At 40.5% G+C, this 22,249-nt stretch carries 27 protein-coding genes; 26 read left to right on the forward strand and 1 reads right to left on the reverse strand.

The annotated features are described in order from the left end of the window. Positions 1–97 precede the first annotated feature (97 nt). The 11 genes from rpsP (at position 98) to CH377_RS11795 (ending at position 5,896) form a co-directional block, all read left to right on the forward strand. The gene (rpsP, locus tag CH377_RS11745; RefSeq protein ID WP_100723985.1) at positions 98–364 is read left to right on the forward strand and encodes a 30S ribosomal protein S16; all 267 of its coding nucleotides are present in this window, start codon (positions 98–100) and stop codon (positions 362–364) included. Next, positions 364–594: a KH domain-containing protein gene (locus CH377_RS11750; protein WP_008591501.1), complete on the forward strand. Its 231-nt coding sequence runs from the start codon at positions 364–366 to the stop codon at positions 592–594. Before rpsP ends, CH377_RS11750 begins: the two co-directional genes overlap by 1 nt. Continuing rightward, positions 587–1,105, forward strand: coding sequence for a ribosome maturation factor RimM (gene rimM, locus CH377_RS11755; protein WP_100723986.1), 519 nt, complete (start codon positions 587–589; stop codon positions 1,103–1,105). Before CH377_RS11750 ends, rimM begins: the two co-directional genes overlap by 8 nt. Further along, positions 1,095–1,763, forward strand: a complete 669-nt coding sequence (gene trmD / locus CH377_RS11760) for a tRNA (guanosine(37)-N1)-methyltransferase TrmD (RefSeq protein WP_100723987.1) — start codon at positions 1,095–1,097, stop codon at positions 1,761–1,763. Before rimM ends, trmD begins: the two co-directional genes overlap by 11 nt. After that, entirely contained in the window at positions 1,760–2,179 is a 420-nt protein-coding gene (gene rplS / locus CH377_RS11765) for a 50S ribosomal protein L19 (protein WP_100723988.1), read from the forward strand. The genes trmD and rplS overlap by 4 nt, the downstream gene beginning before the upstream one ends. Before the next feature lie 76 nt (positions 2,180–2,255). Beyond that, on the forward strand, positions 2,256–2,951 hold the full coding sequence (locus CH377_RS11770; RefSeq protein ID WP_100723989.1) for a ribonuclease HII: 696 nt from the start codon (positions 2,256–2,258) through the stop codon (positions 2,949–2,951). Beyond that, positions 2,917–3,723 (forward strand): hypothetical protein, encoded by an 807-nt coding sequence (locus tag CH377_RS11775; RefSeq protein ID WP_100723990.1) that lies wholly within the window; start codon positions 2,917–2,919, stop codon positions 3,721–3,723. Before CH377_RS11770 ends, CH377_RS11775 begins: the two co-directional genes overlap by 35 nt. Continuing rightward, positions 3,711–3,974 (forward strand): EscU/YscU/HrcU family type III secretion system export apparatus switch protein, encoded by a 264-nt coding sequence (locus CH377_RS11780; protein WP_207797670.1) that lies wholly within the window; start codon positions 3,711–3,713, stop codon positions 3,972–3,974. Before CH377_RS11775 ends, CH377_RS11780 begins: the two co-directional genes overlap by 13 nt. A gap of 14 nt (positions 3,975–3,988) precedes the next feature. Continuing rightward, positions 3,989–5,173: an HD-GYP domain-containing protein gene (locus CH377_RS11785; RefSeq protein WP_100710218.1), complete on the forward strand. Its 1,185-nt coding sequence runs from the start codon at positions 3,989–3,991 to the stop codon at positions 5,171–5,173. Positions 5,174–5,244: 71 nt separating this feature from the next. After that, on the forward strand, positions 5,245–5,604 hold the full coding sequence (locus CH377_RS11790; protein WP_100723992.1) for a YraN family protein: 360 nt from the start codon (positions 5,245–5,247) through the stop codon (positions 5,602–5,604). A gap of 94 nt (positions 5,605–5,698) precedes the next feature. Next, positions 5,699–5,896 (forward strand): hypothetical protein, encoded by a 198-nt coding sequence (locus CH377_RS11795; RefSeq protein WP_008590301.1) that lies wholly within the window; start codon positions 5,699–5,701, stop codon positions 5,894–5,896. A 30-nt stretch (positions 5,897–5,926) separates the two neighbouring features. On the opposite strand, the gene CH377_RS11800 is transcribed toward CH377_RS11795, so the two are convergent. Further along, the gene (locus CH377_RS11800; RefSeq protein ID WP_100723993.1) at positions 5,927–7,462 is read right to left on the reverse strand and encodes a YifB family Mg chelatase-like AAA ATPase; all 1,536 of its coding nucleotides are present in this window, start codon (positions 7,460–7,462) and stop codon (positions 5,927–5,929) included. Positions 7,463–7,544: 82 nt separating this feature from the next. On the opposite strand from CH377_RS11800, the gene CH377_RS11805 reads away from it, so the two are divergent. The 15 genes from CH377_RS11805 (at position 7,545) to CH377_RS11875 (ending at position 22,202) form a co-directional block, all read left to right on the forward strand. After that, positions 7,545–7,919, forward strand: a complete 375-nt coding sequence (locus CH377_RS11805) for a type II secretion system-associated lipoprotein (RefSeq protein WP_100705834.1) — start codon at positions 7,545–7,547, stop codon at positions 7,917–7,919. Next, positions 7,888–8,901: a M23 family metallopeptidase gene (locus CH377_RS11810; RefSeq protein WP_423789948.1), complete on the forward strand. Its 1,014-nt coding sequence runs from the start codon at positions 7,888–7,890 to the stop codon at positions 8,899–8,901. Before CH377_RS11805 ends, CH377_RS11810 begins: the two co-directional genes overlap by 32 nt. Before the next feature lie 86 nt (positions 8,902–8,987). Continuing rightward, positions 8,988–9,881, forward strand: coding sequence for a general secretion pathway protein GspC (locus CH377_RS11815; protein WP_100723995.1), 894 nt, complete (start codon positions 8,988–8,990; stop codon positions 9,879–9,881). A 7-nt stretch (positions 9,882–9,888) separates the two neighbouring features. Further along, on the forward strand, positions 9,889–11,679 hold the full coding sequence (gspD, locus tag CH377_RS11820) for a type II secretion system secretin GspD (protein ID WP_100723996.1): 1,791 nt from the start codon (positions 9,889–9,891) through the stop codon (positions 11,677–11,679). Between the two features lie 4 nt (positions 11,680–11,683). Further along, a complete protein-coding gene (gene gspE / locus CH377_RS11825; protein WP_100723997.1) occupies positions 11,684–13,357 on the forward strand; it encodes a type II secretion system ATPase GspE in 1,674 nt (557 codons plus the stop codon). An 11-nt stretch (positions 13,358–13,368) separates the two neighbouring features. After that, the gene (locus tag CH377_RS11830; protein ID WP_100723998.1) at positions 13,369–14,595 is read left to right on the forward strand and encodes a type II secretion system F family protein; all 1,227 of its coding nucleotides are present in this window, start codon (positions 13,369–13,371) and stop codon (positions 14,593–14,595) included. A gap of 23 nt (positions 14,596–14,618) precedes the next feature. Beyond that, positions 14,619–15,101, forward strand: a complete 483-nt coding sequence (locus CH377_RS11835; RefSeq protein WP_100723999.1) for a type II secretion system protein GspG — start codon at positions 14,619–14,621, stop codon at positions 15,099–15,101. Positions 15,102–15,106: 5 nt separating this feature from the next. Further along, the gene (locus CH377_RS11840; protein ID WP_100724000.1) at positions 15,107–15,676 is read left to right on the forward strand and encodes a type II secretion system protein; all 570 of its coding nucleotides are present in this window, start codon (positions 15,107–15,109) and stop codon (positions 15,674–15,676) included. Further along, the gene (locus CH377_RS11845) at positions 15,657–16,205 is read left to right on the forward strand and encodes a prepilin-type cleavage/methylation domain-containing protein (RefSeq protein ID WP_100724001.1); all 549 of its coding nucleotides are present in this window, start codon (positions 15,657–15,659) and stop codon (positions 16,203–16,205) included. The genes CH377_RS11840 and CH377_RS11845 overlap by 20 nt, the downstream gene beginning before the upstream one ends. 1 nt (position 16,206) lies before the next feature. After that, positions 16,207–16,902 (forward strand): type II secretion system protein GspJ, encoded by a 696-nt coding sequence (locus tag CH377_RS11850; protein WP_100724002.1) that lies wholly within the window; start codon positions 16,207–16,209, stop codon positions 16,900–16,902. After that, complete coding sequence (locus CH377_RS11855) at positions 16,899–18,029, forward strand: type II secretion system minor pseudopilin (RefSeq protein WP_100724003.1); 1,131 nt, start codon at positions 16,899–16,901, stop codon at positions 18,027–18,029. The genes CH377_RS11850 and CH377_RS11855 overlap by 4 nt, the downstream gene beginning before the upstream one ends. Beyond that, positions 18,029–19,645, forward strand: a complete 1,617-nt coding sequence (locus tag CH377_RS11860; RefSeq protein ID WP_100724004.1) for a cell division FtsA domain-containing protein — start codon at positions 18,029–18,031, stop codon at positions 19,643–19,645. The genes CH377_RS11855 and CH377_RS11860 overlap by 1 nt, the downstream gene beginning before the upstream one ends. Before the next feature lie 12 nt (positions 19,646–19,657). Beyond that, entirely contained in the window at positions 19,658–20,188 is a 531-nt protein-coding gene (locus CH377_RS11865) for a hypothetical protein (protein ID WP_100724005.1), read from the forward strand. A gap of 1 nt (position 20,189) precedes the next feature. Beyond that, positions 20,190–21,146 (forward strand): type II secretion system protein GspN, encoded by a 957-nt coding sequence (gene gspN, locus CH377_RS11870; RefSeq protein ID WP_100724006.1) that lies wholly within the window; start codon positions 20,190–20,192, stop codon positions 21,144–21,146. Positions 21,147–21,161: 15 nt separating this feature from the next. Beyond that, on the forward strand, positions 21,162–22,202 hold the full coding sequence (locus CH377_RS11875; RefSeq protein WP_100724007.1) for a sulfite exporter TauE/SafE family protein: 1,041 nt from the start codon (positions 21,162–21,164) through the stop codon (positions 22,200–22,202). Positions 22,203–22,249: the final 47 nt, after the last annotated feature.

The following is a 22,249-nucleotide window of genomic DNA, read 5'->3' on the forward strand; positions in this document are numbered from 1 at the left end:
TTTATTAAATATTGACAGCCGGGCTTTCCGGGAAATTATGGCGTATTAGGCAAACCCATGCGGTAAGCCATCCTTATTTATTCGAAGGAATTTTACTTTGGTTAAGATCAGACTACAAAGAACCGGAGCCAAAAACAACCCTCACTACCGGGTCGTGGCTGCAGATGCCCGTTCCCCTAGAGACGGTAAATTTATCGATATTCTTGGACACTATCACCCGGCAGAGGCGAAAGGCCAAACGACCCTGAATAAAGAGAAAGTTTTAGGCTGGCTTAATAAAGGTGCTCAACCTACCGGAACCGTTCTGAACCTCATTAAACACGAGGGAATCTGGGCGGAATATAAACAATCTCTGAAGAAGTAATGGAAGAGCTGATCCGCTATATTGTTACTTCTCTAGTAGATCATCCGGAGGAGATTTCCGTTAAGGAAATCGAGGGCGACGAACAAACCGTCCTAGAACTCCGGGTTTCCCCGAAGGATGTGGGGAAAGTGATCGGCAAGAATGGTAGGATCGCAAAGTCCTTAAGAGCGATCTTAACCGCAGCCTCCATTAAAGCCGGAAAAAATTTCTCCTTAGAAATTATTGACTGAGACTCGAATCCTAACCGGACATTTAGGAAAACCCTTCGGACTGAAGGGTTTTGTCCGACTGGTTGCAGAGGATAGTTCCATTCCGGGACTCAAATTTCCCCTCCAAGCCGTTCTAGAATTTCCCTCTAGAGAACCGGTTTCCGTAAAAATACTTAAAGCCACTATACAATCAGGAAAGATACTTTTACAGTTAGAAGGTATCAATTCTCCGGAAGAAGCTTCCTCCTTAACTGGCGGAAAACTGTATATCGATCGTTCTCATTTTCCAAAATCTAAAAACGAAGAATATTATCTATTCGAACTGAAAGGTTTGAAGGCGATTTCGGAAGATGGAAAAGAACTTGGTTGGGAATTGGTAGACATCCTAGAAAATCCGGCACATTCTATTTTAGTCTTTCAAGCAGAAGATTCAGAGATCTTAGTTCCTTATGTACAAAAACATGTTGGAAAAGTAATCTTAGAAGAAGGGTTGATCGTTGTCCTAAACCCCGAGGACTGGAATGAAATTTAATTTTATTACCTTATTCCCAACTAAAGTCCAGGCCTACTTTTCCGAAGGACTACAGGAGAAGGCCATCCAGAAGGGAGTATTCTCAGTTAATATTGTACATCTTAGAGACTTCTCCAATAATAAACATCTCAAGGTAGACGACACTCCTTATGGCGGAGGTCCAGGCATGCTTTTAAAAGTAGAGCCAATCGACCTGGCCTTAAAGTCATTAGGAGAAGATAAAGGACTCGTAATTCTTACAACTCCCTCCGGTATTCCATTCGATCAGAACGTTGCAGAGAAACTTTCCAAGCTCGAAAAGCCTATCACTCTTATATCAGGATATTATGAAGGAGTGGATCACAGGGTAACAGAGCATCTTGTTGACATAGAACTGTCCCTTGGAAATTATGTAATTTCAGCCGGAGATTTGGCTAGCCTCTGTATAACAGATGCTGTGTCCAGGCTTTTGCCCGGCTTTTTAGGCGACCGAGAGAGCCTGGAAGAAGAATCTCATAATGAAAGGGATATTTTAGAATATCCACAATATACGAAACCTTCCGATTACAATGGCTGGAAGGTTCCTGAAATTCTCTTGGGCGGAAACCACGCGGCGATCGAATCTTGGCGCAATGCCAATCGAAAGAAAGTCGACCCTGATATTACGAGGAATTTATGAAAGAACTTTTAAAAGGCGGACTTCCTACAGAAGCAAATCGTACCCTGAATTTCAATGTTGGGGATACTGTAAAGGTCCATTATAAAATCCAAGAATCCGGTAAGGAAAGGGTCCAGGTTTACGAAGGAGTTGTGATCTCCATCTCCAATGGCGGAAACGGAAAATCCTTCACTGTTCGTAGGATCTCTTACGATGTAGGTGTTGAGAGAGTATTCCCACTTTATTCTCCTCGTATTGCTAAAATTGAACTAGTACGTAAAGGTAAGGTTCGTCGTTCTAAACTATTCTTCTTAAGAGAACGTTCCGGAAAATCTGCTCGTATTCGCGAGTTGAAAGGCGGAAAAATCTTAGTAGCAGAAGATAGAAAACGCCAAACCGCGGAAGAAGCAAAAGCTGCTGCTCCTGCTGCAGAATAAGATCCTTTAATCATTGCGGCGGAATTCTCTGCCGCAGTTTCTCTCCTTCTCCTTTTTACCTTTTCCCTTAAAACCAATGCCTCTCGCAAATTTCGAACCGGAAGAATTGAAATTTTTTTCGGAGTTTCTTCCTTGCGGGATAGATGAAGCAGGCCGAGGTCCTTACGCTGGCCCCCTATCAGTAGGAATGGTTTCCTTCGCGCCGGATATTTTGGAAAAAATCTATGCGGGCCAGATCTTAAAAGGACTGAACGATTCCAAAAAACTCTCTGAATCAAAACGTGAATCTTTGTTTCAAGAAATCCAGGAAACCGCCCACAGAGTCGCCCATGCATTCTTATCTCATACCTATATAGATCGTTACGGGATCAACAGAGCAGTATTAGAAGGTATACTGAAATGTTATAGAAAGGGCTCCCAAGCTCCGATAGAAAGTACCGGAAGAAAACTTCTGCTCTTAATAGACGGAAACTATAATTTTTCCAAATACAAGGAATCGGAAGAGGTAAAACGCCAGTCTTACTATTATAAAAAAGGGGATTCCAGGATCGCAAGTATCGCGGCCGCATCCATTATCGCAAAAGTAAAACGAGATCGTTTTATGAAAGCGATCGCTTCTAAGTTTCCAGGTTATGGATTCGAGGGGCATAAAGGATACGGAAGCGCGGGACATGAAGAAGCAATTCGGAATTTAGGACTAGCAAGAATCCACAGAAGATCTTTCACGAAAAAATTCCATGCTTCCGATCCCTCCCATCAATCCGACCGATAAAAACCAAAATCCTCAGGTCCGAAAAACGGACAGAGTGCCTGAATCACATCAGATCTCATTCTTAGTCGGATCTTCTAACAAACTCCAAAATCCGGAATTCTTCGAAGGAGAATCCAAAGAGGCTCCATTTTTCAGGGTTTGGGTGAAAGAAGGTACTAAAGACGGAAAGGCAAAACTTGTCTGGAAAGGAGAAACATTAGAAGCCGAAACCAAAACAAGTCTTCTTACAGGTGAACAATTACTTTTATCTCGAACCTTATCCGGAAGTAACTCCGAATGGAAAATACAGGAAAGGAAACTAACGTTAGAAACGGATGATTCCAAAATTTTTTCTCCTTTGGAAAAAGGACTCACTGGAGTTTTGGAGAAGGTACTACATAAAGAAGAAGGTCTTATTTCCGAAGACAGTATTTTGGCCTTCTTAAAAAGCTATTTTCCTCATTTCGAATGGAAATCGGAGACTCCCTATTTCGAGTGGGAATGGGAAGGAGGAAATGCGGAAGGGTATTTGGGTGGAACCGATCCGGGTCGTATATTTGTGCTCTTTATGGAGACCAAGGAAGACGGTCCCAGTCTCTATAGGTTTCACTGGAAAAAAGAAGATGCATCGGACCTGGTTCTAACTGCTATTTATACTAGTTCTAAATTGTACTTGCATATAGGTCGGAATCGTAAAAAATTTATGCAGTTCTTGGAAGAATCGGGAGTTAGATTCCAAGAACTCAGGATACAATATAAACCCTCTTTACAGAGAAGGGAATGGACTGCGTGAAATTCGGAATCGCCCTAAAGTTTACACCGAACGAAAATAAAGGCCCAAAAATCCTAGCCAAGGGAGAAGGTCTATTAGGTGAAAAGATCAAGGGTGTGGCTAAGAGACACGGAGTTCCTATAGTGGAGGATGCTCCTTTGGCCGAGGCACTTTCTCCGATACCGGTAGGACAAGAAATTCCGGAAAATTTATACAGAGCGGTTGCGGGTGTTTTTGCTTTCGTACTCAGCCAAAAAGCGGAAGCAAATTAAGGGAATTTGAAAAAATGAAAAAATTGAACGTGTCCGAATTGAAGCCGGGTATGAGATTTACAAAGCCCGTTTATCTGGACAAAGAAAATCTGTTCATCACTTCCAATACTCCGATAACTGATTCGGACTTGGAACGTTTGAAAAGATTCGGTATCACTGAGGTATTAACACACGGTGATATCCTAGTCATAGATGTGGATCCAGAAAGATTGGAGACCCAATTAGAGGATTTTATCATCTCTACAATCGTAGACGAAGACCTTCTTCCTTTGAAGGGGATCTATGATAACCTGAACCGTATTAAGGTACAATTTTCTAATCTATATAAAAATACTTTCGCATTAGTACAAGACGTTTATAGAAAAGTTGCGGACGATAAAGTATTCGATTTTGGTCCAGTGAGAGAACAAGGAGAAGCGTTAGCTGATTTTGTAAGGACTCATAATAATCTGTCCTATCTGATCCTTGGAATGAATAACCCTGGGTATTATTTATATAACCAGATTACTACTTCCACATTCTACGCTTTGATCATAGGAAAACTTTTGGACTTCTCTCGTCCTAAAATGGTGGACCTTGCGATTTCTTGTTTAGTAGCGGATGTGGGAATGACAAAGGTTCCTGCTACCATTTCCGAAAAAACGGACCAACTCACTGACGAAGAATACAAATCTATACTAAAGCATACGATCATAGGATACCAGGTCCTGACCCAAAGGATTAAAATTAAGAACAGCTTGGCAGTTGTAGCTCTACAACACCATGAACGTTTTGATGGAAAAGGTTATCCTCAAAAGATCGCTGCAACTGCAATCGAAGAGAATGCTAGGATTTATGCAATTGCGGATAATTTTTCAGCTCTAATTACAAACAGACCTCATAGACAAAGGGTACTTCCTCATGAGGCAATCAAATCTATGATCAGTATGGATGTAGGTAAGTTTGACTTAAAAATTGTGCGTACATTCTTGAATCAGGTTTCCTTATATCCAGTGGGTTCTTGTGTGGAACTTTCGGACAAAAGAGTAGGGATCGTTCTGGCAGCAAATGCAGACAAACCTTTAAGGCCATCTATCCGTATTATAAAAGATGAATATGGAACCTTTGTTAGAAACCTGGTCTTAGTAGATCTTGTAAAAGAAAACCATCTGTTTATCGTCAAGGCGCTCGATCTTCAGGAAGCTACCGCAAACTCTTAATCTTTTTTTGGATTTAGACTTTTAGATCCAAAAAATATTCTCCATTCTTCTTTTCCGAAACAAGTCTCTGTATGGGACTTGGCTCTAAACAAAATGTGCTCAAAGGAAAAGAAGGAGAAAATATTGCCTCAAAACTGCTTCGAGAGCAAGGTCATAGGATCTTAGAAAGGAATTTTAGGATCCGAAGAGGAGAAATCGACATAATCAGCGAGAAAGAAAACGTCCTTTATTTTACGGAAGTGAAATACTGGAGTAAAACTTCTCCGATTCACCCCTTAGAAATATTCACGCAAGTCAAGATCCGAAGAATGAAAACGGCAGCTCAACATTATTTGAGTAAAAACGTTTCCTTTAGAGATCATTTTGTCTCTTTCTCACTGGCCCTAATTACTGAAAAAAGGGAACTGAAATATTATCTTAATCTATTCTAAAACAATCGTTAAGCGATTTGAAAAACGAGTCGATTTTCGAATTGTCTGCGGGTTCTCAAGGATGAGGACCTTAAATCGTTACAAGGAAGTAACTATGAAAAGCATCCAAATTCTCGGCAACTTGGCCGGGTCCGACCCGTTCGGACCGGACCCAGTGATTCTGAGAAAACGAGGAGTTCCAATCAAGAAGCGGAAATTCGAGGACTATAAGAAGAAGATCGAGGACGAAAACTACATTGATTTCGCAATCGATAAGATCGCTATGGAACTCTCGCATTTCCTGTCAAAGTAACCACAAAAATAAAACCGTCGAAAGAACAAGTTAGGTTACGGCCCTGTTTTCCGGAGACCATCCGGAATTCAGGAAAACAAGGGCCTCCTCCAAATTCCTCAAAAGAACATCCTCCGAACCTTCCAGATCTGCAATCGTCCTCGCCACTTTCCTAAAATGAGCGACCTTACGAACGCTGAACTTTTGTCTATTGGCTGCTCCCCAAAAATACTCCTCACATTCTTTAGAAAGAGGGATCATTCTTTCTACTTCTTCTCCTCTTAATTTTCCGTTATAGAGTTTTCCTGTTTCTCTGAACAATCTCCTACGCTGCCTGTCTGCTGCAGATTGGATAGAATCTCGGATGGATTTTAGATTTATGGAAACCTTCTCTCTATCCGTATTTCTAGAAAAACCTAGATGATAGAATATTTCAATCCGATCCAAAAAAGGTCCGTGAAAAGTGGATTGATAGTTTCTAATACTTGCAACGCTACAATTACATTCTTTTATTAAAGTTTGGTAATATCCACAAGGACAAGGGTTAGTCGCTCCTATAAATAAAAAAGAAGCAGGGTAGGTAATAGAACCTCTGATCCGTGAGATCGTAATTTTCCCTTCTTCCATAGGTTCCCTTAACGCTTGCAAATTCCTAGTATGGAATTCTGAGAGTTCATCTAAGAAAAGTATCCCATTTCCTGCTAGGGAAACCTCTCCCATTCTTAAACTACTAGAACCTCCTACGAGTGAGATATCGGAAGTAGTATGATGAGGACTTCTAAAAGGTCTTTCTACTTCTATGTTCGAAAGTATCTCTTGTAAAGAGCGTATCCCTAATAATTCTATTCCTTCTTTCTCTTGGATCCTGGGAAAAAATCCGTGAGCCAATTTCGCGAGCATTGTTTTTCCGGCACCGGGAGGACCGGACAATAAACAATGATGAAATCCTGCACTCGCTATCTGAATTGCTCTTATCGCAGGCAATTGACTTTTATGAAATGTAGATTTCCAGGGTAGAATCTCTGATCTGATCTTTATCTCGCTCTTAGGTTCAGGCTTAATCTCTCCTTTTGCCAAGGAGACTAAATCTTTTAGATGTGAGATCGAATAGATCGGAAATTTTCCGAGTATGGAGGCTTCTTTTCTATTTCCAAAAGGAACAACTGCTGCTGTAAACCCAACATTTTCCAGTTCGGAAAGTATAGGAAGAATTCCTTTCAGAGGTTTTATAGAACCATCCAGCCCCAGCTCGCCAAGGAAAAGAAACCGTTCTAGTTTTTCAGTCGAAGGTAATTGCCCTGTTAAATATAAAATCCCAGCCGCAATTGGCAGATCTAAGTATGTCCCTTCTTTTTTCCTGCCAGCAGGTGCAAGATGAACCAGGATATTCTGGAGAGAATATTCAAATCCACTGTTCTCAATAGCGATCCGGATCCTATCTGAGGATTCTTTAATAGAAGGACTCGGAAGTCCTATGATCAGGAACCTTGGGATCCCTCTTTTGATATTGATCTCTACGGATACAGGAAAGGGAAGTATTCCCTCCAGGGAGGCCCCCAGAAATTTGGTCAGTTTACATGTTTCCATAACCTGGACAGGTGCGGAAAAATTCGGGCCTCGCGCTTTTTTTCTAAAAACTAGTTTATCACTTCCGGACCTTCAGTAAGTTATGCATGAAATGGTGCGATTCTTCGCTTTTTTACTGGCTCTATTTACTATACAGTGCGGTGCCAGACTGATCAAAAAAGAGAAGTTATTCGAGATCAACGAGCATTACCAAGATAAGATATACAGCCTCAAAAAAGACACAAAAGTCTCTATGACCGAAACTTTTAAGAAGGGAATGTTGGTCCGAATCTATGTCGAATCGACTCCTTCCCTGATTAAAGTGAAATGTTTCCCTGCAGACCAGAAAAGGGAACATGCTATCGGCAGGCTAATTGCTTATCAGGTGAACGATGATTTAGAGAAAAAGACCATCAGTATAGAGGATTTGGATAAGATCGTTGCAAATGAGCTCACGGAATATAAAAAGAAAAAGTAGCCGTCGTTCCCCCCTAGGTTCAAGAAGGCAGCCCGATGCGGCCGATATTAAATATGTGAAACGGACGATTCTTTGCCTTCCCATTATATCCGCCATGGTGGCCTCGGCTTTATCGGCCGATCCTCTTAAAAATTACGAAAACGCGATCAATGATTACGCGAATAAGGACTCTTCCTTCTTTACTGATAAGGAAGAACGTAAGATCAAACAATTATTCTCCCAATCCCCGGAAGAATGGGAAGAAGATAAATATTCTTCGCTCAGCTATAATAAGGATAAATCCAATCTGGAACTTCCTTCTTTTATCAGCATCAACCCAATCGTTTCTTCTAAAATCATTAGCCAAAGCGGCTTTATTATAAAATCCTATATTGTAAAACCTAAGGATACTTTATTCAGGATCGCTAAATCCTTAAAAACCACTGCTGCTAAAATTTCAGAAGCAAACGGTTTAAACAAAGGTTCCGTTCTAAAAGTAGGACAAAGCTTAAGTGTTCCTGTAAAAGTAGGGAATGCTTCCCGCCAAAAGATAGAATATAAAAGAGTATTCATCACTCCAGTTTTAGGTGCTAGATTTTCTTCCAGATACGGTAAAAGAAAAGACCCATTCCACACAGGTGGAGGCGGTTACCATACAGGAATAGATATGGCTGGTCCTCAAGGAGCACCAATACTCGCTTCCGCAGACGGTGTAGTAAGTTTTGCAGGAGTTAACGGCGGTTACGGAAACTCAGTCATCATAGATCATCCAAACGGCTATAGAACCATGTATGCGCATTGCGCTAAAATTACAGTGGAAGAGGGAACGAAAGTGAAAGCCGGCACGGTCATAGGTGCCGTAGGTCGTACAGGCTCCGCTACAGGTTCCCATCTCCATTTCGAGGTGTTCTATAACGGAAAAAGGATTAATCCTGAGGTGGCACTTAGGAAAACCTTAAAAATTGTTACGAACCTAGACCCAGGCAAAGTAGCAAAACTTTAATAACCGATCATCTTTTAAAAAGCCGAGGCCCATACGTGAGGTCCGGCTTTTTTAGAATGATTTCTTGAGAATATCCGAAGGGCGCAATGAACGCAATTTTTATCGAATTCAGAAAACATACATTCTATGTTCTGATCCCTGTCGTGATATTTTTCTCCTTCTCTCTGGCATATCTTTGTAGAGGGATACTCCTACTTTTTCTGACCCCGAATGTGCAAACAGGTTCCTCCACTTCGGCACCGAGAAGGCCGGTCGCTGAAAATTCTATTACCATCGAAATGTCCAAGGAGATGGTAACCGGTTCTTTATTCAGGGGAAGTTTAGCTCCTCCTCCCGGCGAAACTCCTGCTGGAGTGGACGGAAATCCTGGAGCACCTCCTGATACTGGAGAAGGTGAGGAAATGAGGGTCACTGGAACCTTAAGTGGTCACTGGAGTTTTGCTCGAGTGACTATTCTAGAAAAAGGGAAACAAAACGCGGAAGAATTCGCGATGGGGGAAGCGGTTGGAGGATACAAAATAAAGTCCATTCTTCTCAACCATGTTGTCTTGGAAAAAGGAGGCCAATCTCTCAAAGTAGAGATAGGCCAAACACCAGGAGAGGCCAGGGCCAAATTAGGAGCTCAGGCAGATGTCCCAGGAGGACCGCCTGCAGCTGATACTGTCCGTAAAATTCTGTCCAGACAGGATGTGAATAGGAAATTAGCTAACGTAGCTGAACTTTATAAGGGAAAGTTTGGTCCTTATTTGGAAAATAACACGATCGCCGGCTACAAAATATACAGCATAGGCAGCGATCATATTTTTTATTCTTTGGGAGCTAGGACCGGAGACGTGGTGCGACGGGTAAACGGAATGCCCTTAAACGATACGGTGAAAATGATGGAAATATGGAATTCCTTGAAAACTGCCGATAAAGTATCCGTAGACGTAGAGAGAATGGGCAAGATATTGTCCTATGAATTCATCATCCGGAATTAAAGATTAAATGCGCAAAACAGATTTACGATCCAGATATTTGAGAAACGCAACATTCGCGTTTTTACTTCTTCTTTCGGTGAACGAGGGTTTACTCTCCCAAGCCTCCAAAAAAGGGACTAAGAGAAGTACGACCCCGTCTGCGGAAGATACAAAGGAAAAAACCTTTTATGCTAACTGGAGAGATACTGAACTTAATGATTTTCTAAAAGGGATGAGCGCGATCCTAAAGAAAAACATTCTTTTGGATGAGAGTTTAAAAGGTAAGAAGATCACAATCATCTCACAAAAAGAAATCCCAATCAAAAACGCTTTTCCTTTCATGAAGGCAGTTTTGGAATCCATGGGCTTCGCGATCGTAGAAGAAGTGGATCTGATCACTATAGTAAAATTAAAGGATGCACTTGCGAGATCTCCGTATGTGAGAGTAGGTAAGGAACCTATCCCTGAGACGGAAGCATTAGATAATCGTATTATCACCCAGATCATTCCGGTAGAAAATGTAAAACCGGAAGAATTGGAACCTATCTTAAAAAGATTAACCTCTCCTAATACTGATATTATCGTTTATCGAAATACAAATACAATCGTGCTTTCCGGTTCTACTGCAGACATTAATAAACTACTCACTTTAGTAAACGAGTTAGACGTACGACCGGATGAATCCACACCTGGAGCAGTTTCTTCTGCAGGTGATGTTCATATTTATACATTAGAATTTAATGAAGCAGAAAAGATCGCGGCGACTCTGATCAAGTTAGATAATCCGGTAGTAGGGGACCAACCTCTCCCGAGCGGAGCACCAGGTGCACCACCTCCTCCAGCTCCTAAAGTAGAAAAGATCAAAGCGGTTGCTCATAAAGAATCCAACTCTGTGATCGTTACCGCTACTGAAGCGGAATGGAATGAGATCCGTAAAATTATCCGAGTTTTAGATTCCGCAAGAAAACAAGTTTTATTAGAAGTATTGATCGTGGAACTTTCTTCCACTGATACAAATGACTTCGGTATTGACTGGAGATTCCAAGGACAGGGTCCTTATAGCCAGTTCAACTCAGGACTTGCTAAAGAAGGAAATATCATTAACTCCAGTGGTAGGATCAATCCTAACCTGAATACATTATCCGGATTCTCTCTTGGTTTCGTCCAAGCAGGTGCTCAACAGATCTTAGGGATCTTGAGTGCCAACCAAGGAAATGAGAACTTCAATGTTTTATCAGCTCCTCAAGTTCTCACCTTGGATAACCAAGAAGCTGAAATCAACGTAGGACAGGACGTTCCAGTTAGGACCCAAAGCCGTAACGCAGGTTTGGGTGGTGCAAACGCAGTGACAGTGGATAACTATGAATATCGTCCTACAGGTATTAAGTTAAAATTCACTCCTCACGTGAATAAGAATAATCGTATCACTTTAGATCTTTTGCAAGAGATCAAAAATATCGCCTCCATCGCACTTGCAGGAGGAAACCCAACCTTCAATAGAAGGGAAGTGAAGACTACTATCACTATAGATAATAGACAAACAATCGTGATCGGGGGTTTGATCTCCAACGATAAACAAAAACGTCTGATCAAGATCCCGTTACTTGGAGATATTCCTTATCTAGGCTGGATTTTCCGTAGAACTACTGAACAATTAAAAAAGACCAATTTGATGGTATTTATCACTCCACATATCTTGGATAATCGTGAACTTGCTGATAAGATGACTGTTAAGAAGAAGTTACAGCAAGAAAGATATGAAATTGAAAGGGAAAGGGTTCTAAACAAGGAAGCCACCATCAAGGAACGCGGAGAATAATACAGTGAAAACTCTAGGTGATATTCTCGTAGAAGACGGGGTCATATCCGCCAAGGATCTGGAAGACTCTCTCAAACTACAAAAAAAGAATCATTTACCCCTAGGACATATTCTTCAGAAAAAAGGGATCGCAGGAGAAGTAGATGTTCTCAAGGCGATGGCCAGGCTTTACAAAATGGAATTCAGGGAAAAGCTGGATTTCAAGGGAATGGAAGAAGTTTACGACCGTATCCCTTTAAAGCTCATCCAAAAAAGTAAAATAGTCCCTTTTGAACTAAACAAGAAGAACGTTAAGATTGCGGTGTCGGATCCTACGGATCTTCACCCAATGGACGATGTTCGTTCTGCATTAAAAGAATTTAAAATAGAATTCATACTCGCACCTGAACCGGAAGTGATGAGGCTTATTCACTCTCAGTTCGATACCACTTCTGCGGCAGCTAAAGACCTTCTGAATGAAATGGAAGGTAGCTTCTCGGAACTTGCAGAAGGTTTCGATAACGAGACAATCGATCTTTCAGACGATGCTCCTATCATCAAGATGGTGAACGTGATCCTTTCTCAGGCAGTAAATGAGAGAGCTTCGGATATTCACGTAGAACCATACGAAAAAAGCCTAGTGGTTCGATACAGGATAGATGGTATCCTTCATAACGTATTAACTCCTCCAAAATCTTATCACGCTGGTATCACCTCTCGTATTAAGATCATGTCCAACCTGAACATTGCGGAGAACAGATTACCCCAAGACGGTAGGATCAAACTCAGACTTGCGGGAAAGGATGTGGATATCCGGGTTTCTACAATTCCTTGTCAGTTCGGAGAACGTATCGTTATGCGTCTCTTGAACAAAACTGATCAGAAATATTCCCTGGAAACAATGGGATTTTATCCGGATCTTGTCAAAACACTTCGTACTCTTATTTACGAACCTCACGGTATTATCTTAGTAACTGGTCCTACAGGATCAGGAAAATCCACCACGTTATATTCCGCTCTTACTGAGTTGAATACTGAAGAAAGAAATATCATCACCTGCGAAGATCCAGTGGAATACCAGATCGATGGTGTTTCCCAAATGCAAATGCAGGAGAAGATCGGGCTTACATTTGCAACAGGACTCAGAGCTATTTTACGTCAGGACCCGGACGTGATCATGGTGGGGGAGATCCGGGATGAGGAAACTGCGAGGATCGCGATCCAAGCATCCTTAACAGGTCACTTAGTATTCTCTACCTTGCACACGAATGATGCCGCATCTGCCGCAACAAGACTTGTGGATATGGGAATTGAACCTTATCTTATTACTTCTACAGTATTGGGATTTATGGCCCAACGACTCGTAAGAACTATATGCAAAGAATGTAAAATTTCTTATAAGCCTACACCTCAGGAATTGGAATCCATAGGAATTGCTAAAAAGGATCTGAAAGGTGGAGTTTTATACAAAGGCAAAGGTTGTTCTCATTGTATGAACACCGGGTTTAAGGGAAGAACAGGGGTTTACGAACTTCTGATCATTAGCACTCCGATAAAAAATGCAATCCTAGCCGGATCTGATACGAATAAGATCAATGATATCGCCTTAGAAAACGGATTTGCTACAATGAGAGATTATGGCATCCGAAAAGTATTGGATGGAGTTACCACCCCGGATGAAGTTCTAAGAGTTACTTAAGTTTTCCTTCCATGGCACTTTTTACTTATACTGCGTTTAACAAAAAAGGAAAGGAAGAGAAGGGGATTATAGATGCCCCAAATATCCAATCTGCAAGAGCTAAACTTAAATCCAAAGGTTTTTACGTTCGTCAAATTTCCGAAGATGCGGAAAGAAAGGACAGAGAACTTTTTCCATTCTTAGCAAAACTTCTTTATAGAGTTCCTAAAAAGATCATTGGTCTTTTTTCCAGACAGCTCGGTACTCTTTTGGGCGCAGGCATTCCTCTAGATAAATCTCTATCCAGTATCATTGAACAAACTGACCACGAAGTATTTCGTAAAGTAGTGATCGCAATGCAGGCGGATATTACTGAAGGAAGTTCCTTATCCGATTCGATGAGAAAACATCCGGACGTATTTCCAAACCAGTATCCTTCTCTTGTTTCCGTAGGAGAAAGAACAGGTGATTATGAAACTGCACTCATGCGTCTTGCAGAGATGGAAGAAAAAAACCTACAACTAAAAGGTAAGGTCACAACAGCGCTTGTGTATCCTGGAATTATTTTCTGTCTTTTACAAATCGTTATCATATTTCTACTTACAACAGTTGTTCCTCAGATCGAACATCTATTCATAGAGTTCAACGCTACACTTCCTTTAATTACTCAGATCGTAATTGGAAGTTCTAGAATTCTAACCGGATATTGGTTTTTGATCTTTCCTATGATTGGGGCTGGAGTTGTGGGCTTCTTCTTTTATAAATCCACTCCGGAAGGTAAGGAAAAATGGGAAAAGTTCGTTCTTAGGATCCCAATCATCCGAACTCTCAATAAAAAAGTACTTATATCCAATTTTGCGAGGAACCTTGGGATCCTTCTTACGAACAGAGTGCCTCTGATTATTTCTCTCCAAATTGTAGAACAAATCGTTAATCATTCCGTTTTCGGACAAGAAATACGAAATGCTTGCGATAGAATTCGAGAAGGAGAGAAACTTTCTGCTGCATTCACAGGGTCAGAGATATTGCCACAACTAGTATTAGGTATGATGTCTGCCGGAGAAGTTTCGGACAGGGTCCCTGAGATGTTGAATAAGCTAGCGGAAATTTATGACCAAGAAGTGGATTCCGCTTTGAAAAATGCAACCCAAGCAATCGAGCCACTCATGCTCGTTTTTATGGGTTTTGCGATCGGTATCATTATGGCGGCGATCATCGTTCCGATGTTCAGCTTGACCCAGAATTTACAAGGTATATAACAATAGAAATAGGAGAACCGACTTTGAAAACGGGAAACAAACGGAGAAAAGGATTCACTCTTATCGAATTAGCGATCGTTGTCGCCATTTTAGGTGCTTTGATGACTATCATTCTTGTCAGTGTGGATTTCGGTGGAGTGAGCCTCGAGACCGCAAAGATGAAGATCAAAAAAGACAAACAGGAACTCAGACTTCATTTGGAAAGATACGCTTCTAAATTCGGAAGTTATCCTAGCGAAGAGCAAGGTTTAGCCGCATTAGTGGAAAGACCAACTAACGGAGAAATCCCTGAAACCTGGATCCCAATGGTAAGCAGTAAAGATTCTATAAAAGATCCATGGAAAAACCCATACAAACTCAGATTTGATGGAGCAGGTGAGATCCAGATCATTACTTTTGGTCAGGATAAAGCAGAAGGTGGAGAAGGTTTAAACTCGGACTTCGATATCACTAAAGAAGAACAATATCCTGCTCAATTCTCTTCCGCATCCGGCGCTAAAAAATAAATCAAATGGGCCCGAGAGCGAAAGGCCGGATCCGTTCCGGCTTCACATTGATCGAATTGGGAGTCGCAGTATTCCTGATTGGTGTGATGTTCGCTCTTGTGCTTCCTTCTTTAGTTAATTTACTCACACCAGGTGCCCAAGAAGAAGCGATGTTATTACATGACGTTGTGAACTTCTGTTTTCGTAGGGCAAAGATCAACCAGAGAACAGTCTATCTTCAGTTGAATGTAGATACCGAAACTTATACCATCCTAGACATGGAAAGGGATGAGACCGGTCTGAAAGAAGTCCCGGTATTCCAAGATAGAGAACTTCCAAGCTCTTCTGCAATCGTAGATGTGATGGATGGAAGAGGTTATAGATATAATACCGGAAAGATCAGAATTCCGTTTTCTCCCATGGCAGTGGCGGAAGATTTTTATATCCACTTAGGTCCGGATCCTGAGATCACTAGGACTCTCATCATCAAACGTTATGGTGGAAAATCTGAAATAGAAGACGGGGAAGTTGTAGTCTCCAAGGAACAATTGGAAGAATACAAACGTAGCGAGCAATATGGCACGAGTAAGTTTTAAAAGAAAAAACCCTCTTAAGAAAAGACAGGGTTTTACTATTTTAGAAATGACCCTGGCGTTTGCGCTTGCCGCAGGCTGGCTTCTTTATGTACTCATGGTGGTTTCAGAAGGAATACGACTCAAAAAAGTTGCAGCACTCCAGATAGAAGCAACTCACCTAGCAAAAATCAAAATGGCGCAGATAGATTCTGCCACCATTCTACAAGCGGACACTAGTTCGGGAGATATTCCAGGTTACCAAGACTGGAGATTTACCACCATCATCAAGGAGGAGAATTTAGATCTTCTGAAAATGGCAGGAAAAGATAGCGGCAAAAAACCTGAGGATCTGTTAGGTGGCGCAAACTCCAGCATGAATCAGCTCATCGCCAAAAGAACAGGTAATAACCAAGGTTCTGCTACAGGCGGGCTTATCGCAGTATTTCATATTTATGTAACGATAGAATATCCTACGGGCGGAAGAGATAACCAAGGAATCCCAGTAAAAGAACAGTACACGATCGAAACCTATAAGGCCAGGATGAACTGATATGCGAAAGCTTTTAAAACATTCAGTTTTTCTTAAGTTTCTTCGAAAAAGAAAAAGGTCCGGATTTACGTTAATAGAATTAACCATTGTGGCAGCATTACTTGGTGTTCTACTCGGAATGGTATTCGGTACTTACGCAACTATTTTAAAAGTCACCCGTCCAACTTCAGGCTCTGATGGTGTGGATAGAGAAAAAGCGATCTCTGTTATCGAAAATATTCGAAGTACCTTGACAATGGCATTCTATTTCCAAACGGAAAAAAATCTGGTCTTTGTAAGTAGAAAAGGTCGTAAATCGGAAGATGGACCAAGACATCCTGGTGAAAGTACAAAGGACCATTTTATAGTATTCGCAGCAGTCCATCCCAACTCGGAAGAAGTCGCACTTCCGGAAGTAAGAGAAGTAGAATATTATCTAAAACAAAAAGACGGCACAGATTATTATAAGTTAATGAGAAGAGAAGACGAGATAGTAGATCGTTATCCATTCGTAGGCGGACAAGAATACGAATTGTTGGATAATGTAAAATCTCTCTCCTTTAAATTTTCCAAAACAGGAAAAGAATGGGAAGAAGAATGGGATTCCTTCCAAAGGAAAAGTATCCCTCGTCTTATACGAATAGAGATCATAGCGAATATGGGAAATAAGGAAAGACGTTTTGAAACTCTCGCCTTCCCAGGGATGCTTCTGAAATGAATTCAGGTCTTGGTCTAAAAGGCAGAAGATTCTCCAGAAGAAGAGGGGCAATCGTTATGCTCTTAGTCGGGGGCATTGGTGTAGCTGCCCTAACTACCACCTTGGACTTTGCAGAAAGATCCATGGCAGAATATAAAATTTCCCAAGGAGAAATGTCTGGATTCAAAGCTTCTCTTTTAGCAAAAGCAGGATTCCAAGGAGCCTTGGCAGCACTTAGAAAAATCCCCGAAGAACAATTATACCAATCCGGGATAGGACTTAACCCGCCTCCAGTTCCAATGGGAGGTGGATGGATCTATTATAAGATCCAAGGAGAAGATGGAAAAATTAATTTAAATTCCATCTTCAATGCAGACACAAAAGAATTAAATTTAAGAAACCAAGAAATGGCCCAAAGACTTCTGGAACGTTTAGGAATGAAGAGGGACCTTTTTAATCCGGTGATAGATTGGCTGGACGACGACAGTCAGGGGAATTTCGAAATTTCCTATTATGAAAAACTGACCCCGCCAAGAAAGATCAAAAACGCGTACATGTATTCTCTTTCCGAGCTTACCTCCGTGAAAGGTTTCGATCCTAAAATAGTGTATGGCTCCCAAAAACCTCCGGACTATGAACAAAAATATTCCAAGGATTTTATGTCCGACGAGGAAAAAAGTCTGATCGGGGAGTCCGATTTCGTTCTGGCAAACAATCTGACCGCATTTGTTCCATTCCAGAGAAACTATGACGATAGAATCAACTTGAACGCCGCACCGTACTTCGTTTTAATGTCTCTATCCGATTTTATGAACCGCCAGTCTGTTCTTCAAATTATGAAAATGAAGATCAAAAAGGGCGGCTACCTGAAAGAAATTAAGGACCTGGAAACTATCCCAGAGTTCCAGGTGCCTTCCGTGGGAGGACTTTCTCTCTACAAAGAATTAGCAGGAGAAGGAACCGATGTTTCAGGTGGAAGGATCAAAACAAAAGGCGAAATATTTCGGATCACTGCAGTTGGGGAAGTAGAAAGGAACTATAATAGTAAAAAAAGTTCCGATGTTATGAAAGGACCGAAAATAGTCCGTAGGATTACCGGAATTTTCGATCTGACCAATAACTTGATGCTATATTATAGAGAAGATTAATGTTCTTATACGAAAAGTTTTTAACCGTAGATTACGGTACAAATTCTGTAAAGGGTGTTCTGTTCCAGAGAGTGGCAGGCAACCTGACTCTACTCAGAGCAGAGACCATGCCCATCTCCAGAATGGAAGAAAGGGAGTACGAAACAAATGTACTTCGTTTTATAAATACTTATTTTGCGGAAGAACATGCGATTGTATTATCTCTCTCTTTAGACAAACTTTTTGTAAGAGAGATCTCCATTCCTTTAACCACCGAAAAAGCGGTGAGAGAAGTGATCCCTTTCGAAATTGAAAGTAGGGTTCCTTTCCCTATGGAAACCGTAGAGGTCCTCGGTTCCGTCTGGAGAATAGACCAAGAAAAATCAGACGTAATTACTTATACTTCTCATCACTCAGAGTTTGATACATTAGCTTCTCCTTTTCTGGAATCAAGCCTCGTATTTCGAGGGATCTTCGTGGATTCGGTATGTTTGGGTTCTGTTATTTCCAAACATTTACATAAAGAGATACAATTTGCAAATGTTGCGCAGTTAGATATAGGTGGGAAAAAATCCATCTTGAATGTTACCAAGGACGGAAAGATCGCTCATACACGTTTTCTTTCCGTGGGAGGAGATACTCTAACTGAAGAAATTTCTAAAGCATTAAAAATTCCTAGAGATAAAGCGGAAGCCTTAAAGACCAGTATCCAATTTGAACCTTTCCATTCTCCAGAAGATGGTCTAAACTTATTCGCAAAAGAATATAAACTTAAAATAGCAGATATTAAAAAAGCATTTGTTATCTCTCAGGAATTTTTCACATCCTTAAGCGAAGAAGTTCGCAGAAGTTTCCTTTCATTAGAAGAAACTGAAAGACCGGAAGCAATTTATCTTTCCGGAGAAGGAAGTAAGGTTAGAGATCTGGAATCCTTTATAGGTGAAAACCTTGGGATCCAAGCCCGAAGATATGATTTTTTAAGCGCAGACCCAGATAGATTCGCTACCTGCTACGGGATGGCTTATCATCTGATCCAATCTAAAAAAGCTAAAATAGATTTTTTAGAAACTCCTTATGTAAAAAGACTTAATAAGAACTTATTCGATATAAGTATATTCAAACCTCATATTATCTTAAGTTCCGTTTCTTTTGTACTTTTGATCGGAGTATTCTTCTTAGGGATTATTTCCGACAAAAGAAAACTTGCCGCTGCCAATAAGATCCTGGCAGAAAAAGTAAAATCCAGCACCGGCTCCAGTGTCCCTTCTAACAGAGATCCTATAGAATTTGCAAAAAGCCTAAGAGATGGTGCGGAAAGAAAAACGGAACTTTATAGAAAGTATCTTTCCAAACCTAGTGTGTTAGATGTTCTACATGAGATTTCCTTAAAGTTCCCTGATCCTGGAATGCAACCATTCTTATTTCAAAGTATCACTTATGATAATGGTTCCGTTTCTATCCAAGGTGCGGTAAACGAGATCTCGGAAATCGGAAAAGTACAGGACTCCTTAGCTCGTTCTCCAATGTTTAAAAACGTAAAATTAGATAGCAACCGCCCGAATTTCGGACTTAAAACATTTAAAGTTTCCTTTGTAATTAAGATGGAGGTGACCTCTAAAATCGAAGAAAACGATTAAGAGGGATCGTCTATGTGGCAAAAATTACAACCTAGGGAAAAACTTTTATTAGTGATTGCTGCCGGGCTTATTTTGGTCCTGCTTATATTCTTAGTAGTCCGTAAAATTTATAGGCTTAGAACGGATCTTTCTGAAACAGTAAACAATACTCCCGGACTAGTCGCGCAGTTAGATAAAACAATCTCTGATTATTTATTTTTCAGATCACTGGAAAATGTGAACACAGGGGAGAATGATCAAAGTGCATTCGCGGCAAAGTTAGAAAGGATCTTTTCAGATAATGGAGTAAAGGATAGAATTTCCACGATGAGACCTATCCCTGCAAAAGCAATCGACAAAGGAAAATACCAGGTAATCGTTTTCGAAGTGAATTTAAGAGGTGTACCTCTAGAAAACGTTATGTCCGTATTATACGATATAGATAAGGGTAATAAGGTAAACGCAAGGGTGGAATATTTCCAAACTAATAAACCTTACCAAGACAAGAATACCTACGACGTGAACATGAAAATTGCGGCTTATAGTGTCGCTCCCGGAAAGTAAGATGGCTCGCGCAAAAAAGATAGAAATAGAAGAAGAGGAAGAATTAATCTCCAACGAGGAAGAAGAATTCCTCACGATGGAATTAGAGGAATTGCCTCCTGAAGAAGAGGAGGAAGATACACCCAGATTTTCCCTCAAACAAAAACTCATACTGATCGGAAGCGGACTCAGTTCCTTTCTTCTTTTTTTGATCTTATTATTCCCTTACGAAAACATTGTCCGCCAGCTAATGAATTCATCATCGGGACAACCAAGCAGCGTATTTTTTAACGAGTTATCTGTTTCGGTCCTACTCGGAAAAGTTTCCGTAAAATCTATGGAGATCATGGGCCAGACATTCAAGATCAGATCCAAGGATGCTCAGATCAAGGCAGGCCTTTTTTCCTTATTAAGAAAAAAGGTAAACGGTGATTTCGAAGTACAAGAATTAGAGATCGATTATGACGGCCAAACTTTGGGTAATATAGGAGAATTAGAAGGCCACTTAAAGTTAGATTCTCTTTCTGTCCCGGCCAGTAGATTCGGCGGAACATTTTCACTTAAAATGCCGGAAGGAAAATTCGGATCCTTTCCGAATCTTCCTGAAATTCCTTTTGTAGGAAAAATAGAAAACTTCTTCATAAATAAAATACTCATCACTTCCAGAATTGACCAAGGAATGGTTGAGTTCGAAGAGTTTGTTATAGATACCTCCGTCGCAAGATTGGATCTGCACGGAAACCTCCGACTATCCGATTCACTCCCCAGTTCTCAATTGAATCTAAGAGCTTGTTTCGAGTTAGAAAGAAATTTTGCTTCTGCCGCAGAAAATCAGATTATTGTGGGAGCATTGGATCTTTTAGAAAAAGGTGGAAGTGGGAAATGTATCCCAATTACTGGAACTTTCCAAAGGCCGGAATTTAAGATCCCTGGCTTAAACGCTCCAGCAGGTTTACCAGGTGCAGGTCCAGCTCCCTGATTAGTTGAACTTATAATGACTCCTTCACTGGTCCTTCTTTTTTTCGGATCGATATTGGCTTTCTGGGTCAGTACGATATGTGGAGGAGGGGCTAGCTTAATCCTAATTCCCATACTAAATAGTTTATTAATCCCCTCAATCGTTCCATTTGCATTAACCTTAGGAACAGCATCGAATTCGGCATCCAGGATTATAGTATTTAAGAAAAATATAAATTGGAAGATATTTTATTGGTTTGTTCCTTTTTCGATACCGGCAGTTTTATTCGGCGCTTGGCTCATAAAGTTTTTAAATCCGATATATCTACAATTATCCGTTTCACTTCTTCTTTTAGCAAATCTTCCTGAAATTTTCAAATCAAAGACAGACCATAGGCTAAATGAGAAGCCATACTCAAATTTTATCTTAGCCATACTCGGTTTTTTATCCGGCCTGGTATCCGGGATTACCGGAGCAATCGGATTATTGTTCAATAGGTTTTACCTAAATTACGGACTTAAAAAAGAAGAGATAGTCGCAACAAGAGCAGCAAACGAATTATTTCTTCATTTATTCAAACTGGCAGTTTATATAAGCTTAGGATTTTATTCTGAATCAGCAATTTATCTCGGGATTACAATCGCGTTTGCTTCTATCATATCCTCATTTTCCATTAAATATATCTTACCCTATATAAGTGATCTTCTTTTTAAAAGGATAGGATATATGTCCATGGTGATCGCAGGAATATTCCTTTTTTCTAATTCTGTGAATAAGATCATTGATCAAGATCATATTTCCGTTTCTTCCTCTTGGGTAATTAGAGAACAAGAAACAAGGATAAGTTGGAGAGAAAGTGATTTTATTTTGGAATATTCATGGGAAGAAGGTTTGGAAATCGAAAGACCGATCCTGCCACAAGAACTACCGGATCAATTGAAATTAAAATACGAATCAATAATTCAAAAGTATGATAAAGTACTGCTCGAAAAAGTTTTTCGATTTAGGAAATCGGTCAGTTATGAATTCTATTGTTATAAAGGATCTAGTGTAACAAAATTTGAATTTTCCGAATAAACTTATCTTACAGCCGGTAGAAAACAGTATTAAGTAAAGATAATAAA

The sequence above is a fragment of the Leptospira haakeii genome (assembly GCF_002812045.1).
GTDB lineage: Bacteria > Spirochaetota > Leptospiria > Leptospirales > Leptospiraceae > Leptospira_B > Leptospira_B haakeii.

Bases quoted from the DNA above. Each gene is read 5' to 3' on its own strand.
- CH377_RS11750 (WP_008591501.1), top strand. From the start codon at position 364: ATGGAAGAGCTGATCCGCTATATTGTTACTTCTCTAGTAGATCATCCG.
- trmD (WP_100723987.1), top strand. From the start codon at position 1,095: ATGAAATTTAATTTTATTACCTTATTCCCAACTAAAGTCCAGGCCTAC.
- rplS (WP_100723988.1), top strand. From the start codon at position 1,760: ATGAAAGAACTTTTAAAAGGCGGACTTCCTACAGAAGCAAATCGTACC.
- CH377_RS11770 (WP_100723989.1), top strand. From the start codon at position 2,256: ATGCCTCTCGCAAATTTCGAACCGGAAGAATTGAAATTTTTTTCGGAG.
- CH377_RS11775 (WP_100723990.1), top strand. From the start codon at position 2,917: ATGCTTCCGATCCCTCCCATCAATCCGACCGATAAAAACCAAAATCCT.
- CH377_RS11780 (WP_207797670.1), top strand. From the start codon at position 3,711: ATGGACTGCGTGAAATTCGGAATCGCCCTAAAGTTTACACCGAACGAA.
- CH377_RS11785 (WP_100710218.1), top strand. From the start codon at position 3,989: ATGAAAAAATTGAACGTGTCCGAATTGAAGCCGGGTATGAGATTTACA.
- CH377_RS11790 (WP_100723992.1), top strand. From the start codon at position 5,245: ATGGGACTTGGCTCTAAACAAAATGTGCTCAAAGGAAAAGAAGGAGAA.
- CH377_RS11795 (WP_008590301.1), top strand. From the start codon at position 5,699: ATGAAAAGCATCCAAATTCTCGGCAACTTGGCCGGGTCCGACCCGTTC.
- CH377_RS11800 (WP_100723993.1), bottom strand. From the start codon at position 7,462: ATGGAAACATGTAAACTGACCAAATTTCTGGGGGCCTCCCTGGAGGGA.
- CH377_RS11805 (WP_100705834.1), top strand. From the start codon at position 7,545: ATGCATGAAATGGTGCGATTCTTCGCTTTTTTACTGGCTCTATTTACT.
- CH377_RS11810 (WP_423789948.1), top strand. From the start codon at position 7,888: ATGAGCTCACGGAATATAAAAAGAAAAAGTAGCCGTCGTTCCCCCCTA.
- CH377_RS11815 (WP_100723995.1), top strand. From the start codon at position 8,988: ATGAACGCAATTTTTATCGAATTCAGAAAACATACATTCTATGTTCTG.
- gspD (WP_100723996.1), top strand. From the start codon at position 9,889: ATGCGCAAAACAGATTTACGATCCAGATATTTGAGAAACGCAACATTC.
- CH377_RS11830 (WP_100723998.1), top strand. From the start codon at position 13,369: ATGGCACTTTTTACTTATACTGCGTTTAACAAAAAAGGAAAGGAAGAG.
- CH377_RS11840 (WP_100724000.1), top strand. From the start codon at position 15,107: ATGGGCCCGAGAGCGAAAGGCCGGATCCGTTCCGGCTTCACATTGATC.
- CH377_RS11845 (WP_100724001.1), top strand. From the start codon at position 15,657: ATGGCACGAGTAAGTTTTAAAAGAAAAAACCCTCTTAAGAAAAGACAG.
- CH377_RS11850 (WP_100724002.1), top strand. From the start codon at position 16,207: ATGCGAAAGCTTTTAAAACATTCAGTTTTTCTTAAGTTTCTTCGAAAA.
- CH377_RS11855 (WP_100724003.1), top strand. From the start codon at position 16,899: ATGAATTCAGGTCTTGGTCTAAAAGGCAGAAGATTCTCCAGAAGAAGA.
- CH377_RS11860 (WP_100724004.1), top strand. From the start codon at position 18,029: ATGTTCTTATACGAAAAGTTTTTAACCGTAGATTACGGTACAAATTCT.
- CH377_RS11865 (WP_100724005.1), top strand. From the start codon at position 19,658: ATGTGGCAAAAATTACAACCTAGGGAAAAACTTTTATTAGTGATTGCT.
- gspN (WP_100724006.1), top strand. From the start codon at position 20,190: ATGGCTCGCGCAAAAAAGATAGAAATAGAAGAAGAGGAAGAATTAATC.
- CH377_RS11875 (WP_100724007.1), top strand. From the start codon at position 21,162: ATGACTCCTTCACTGGTCCTTCTTTTTTTCGGATCGATATTGGCTTTC.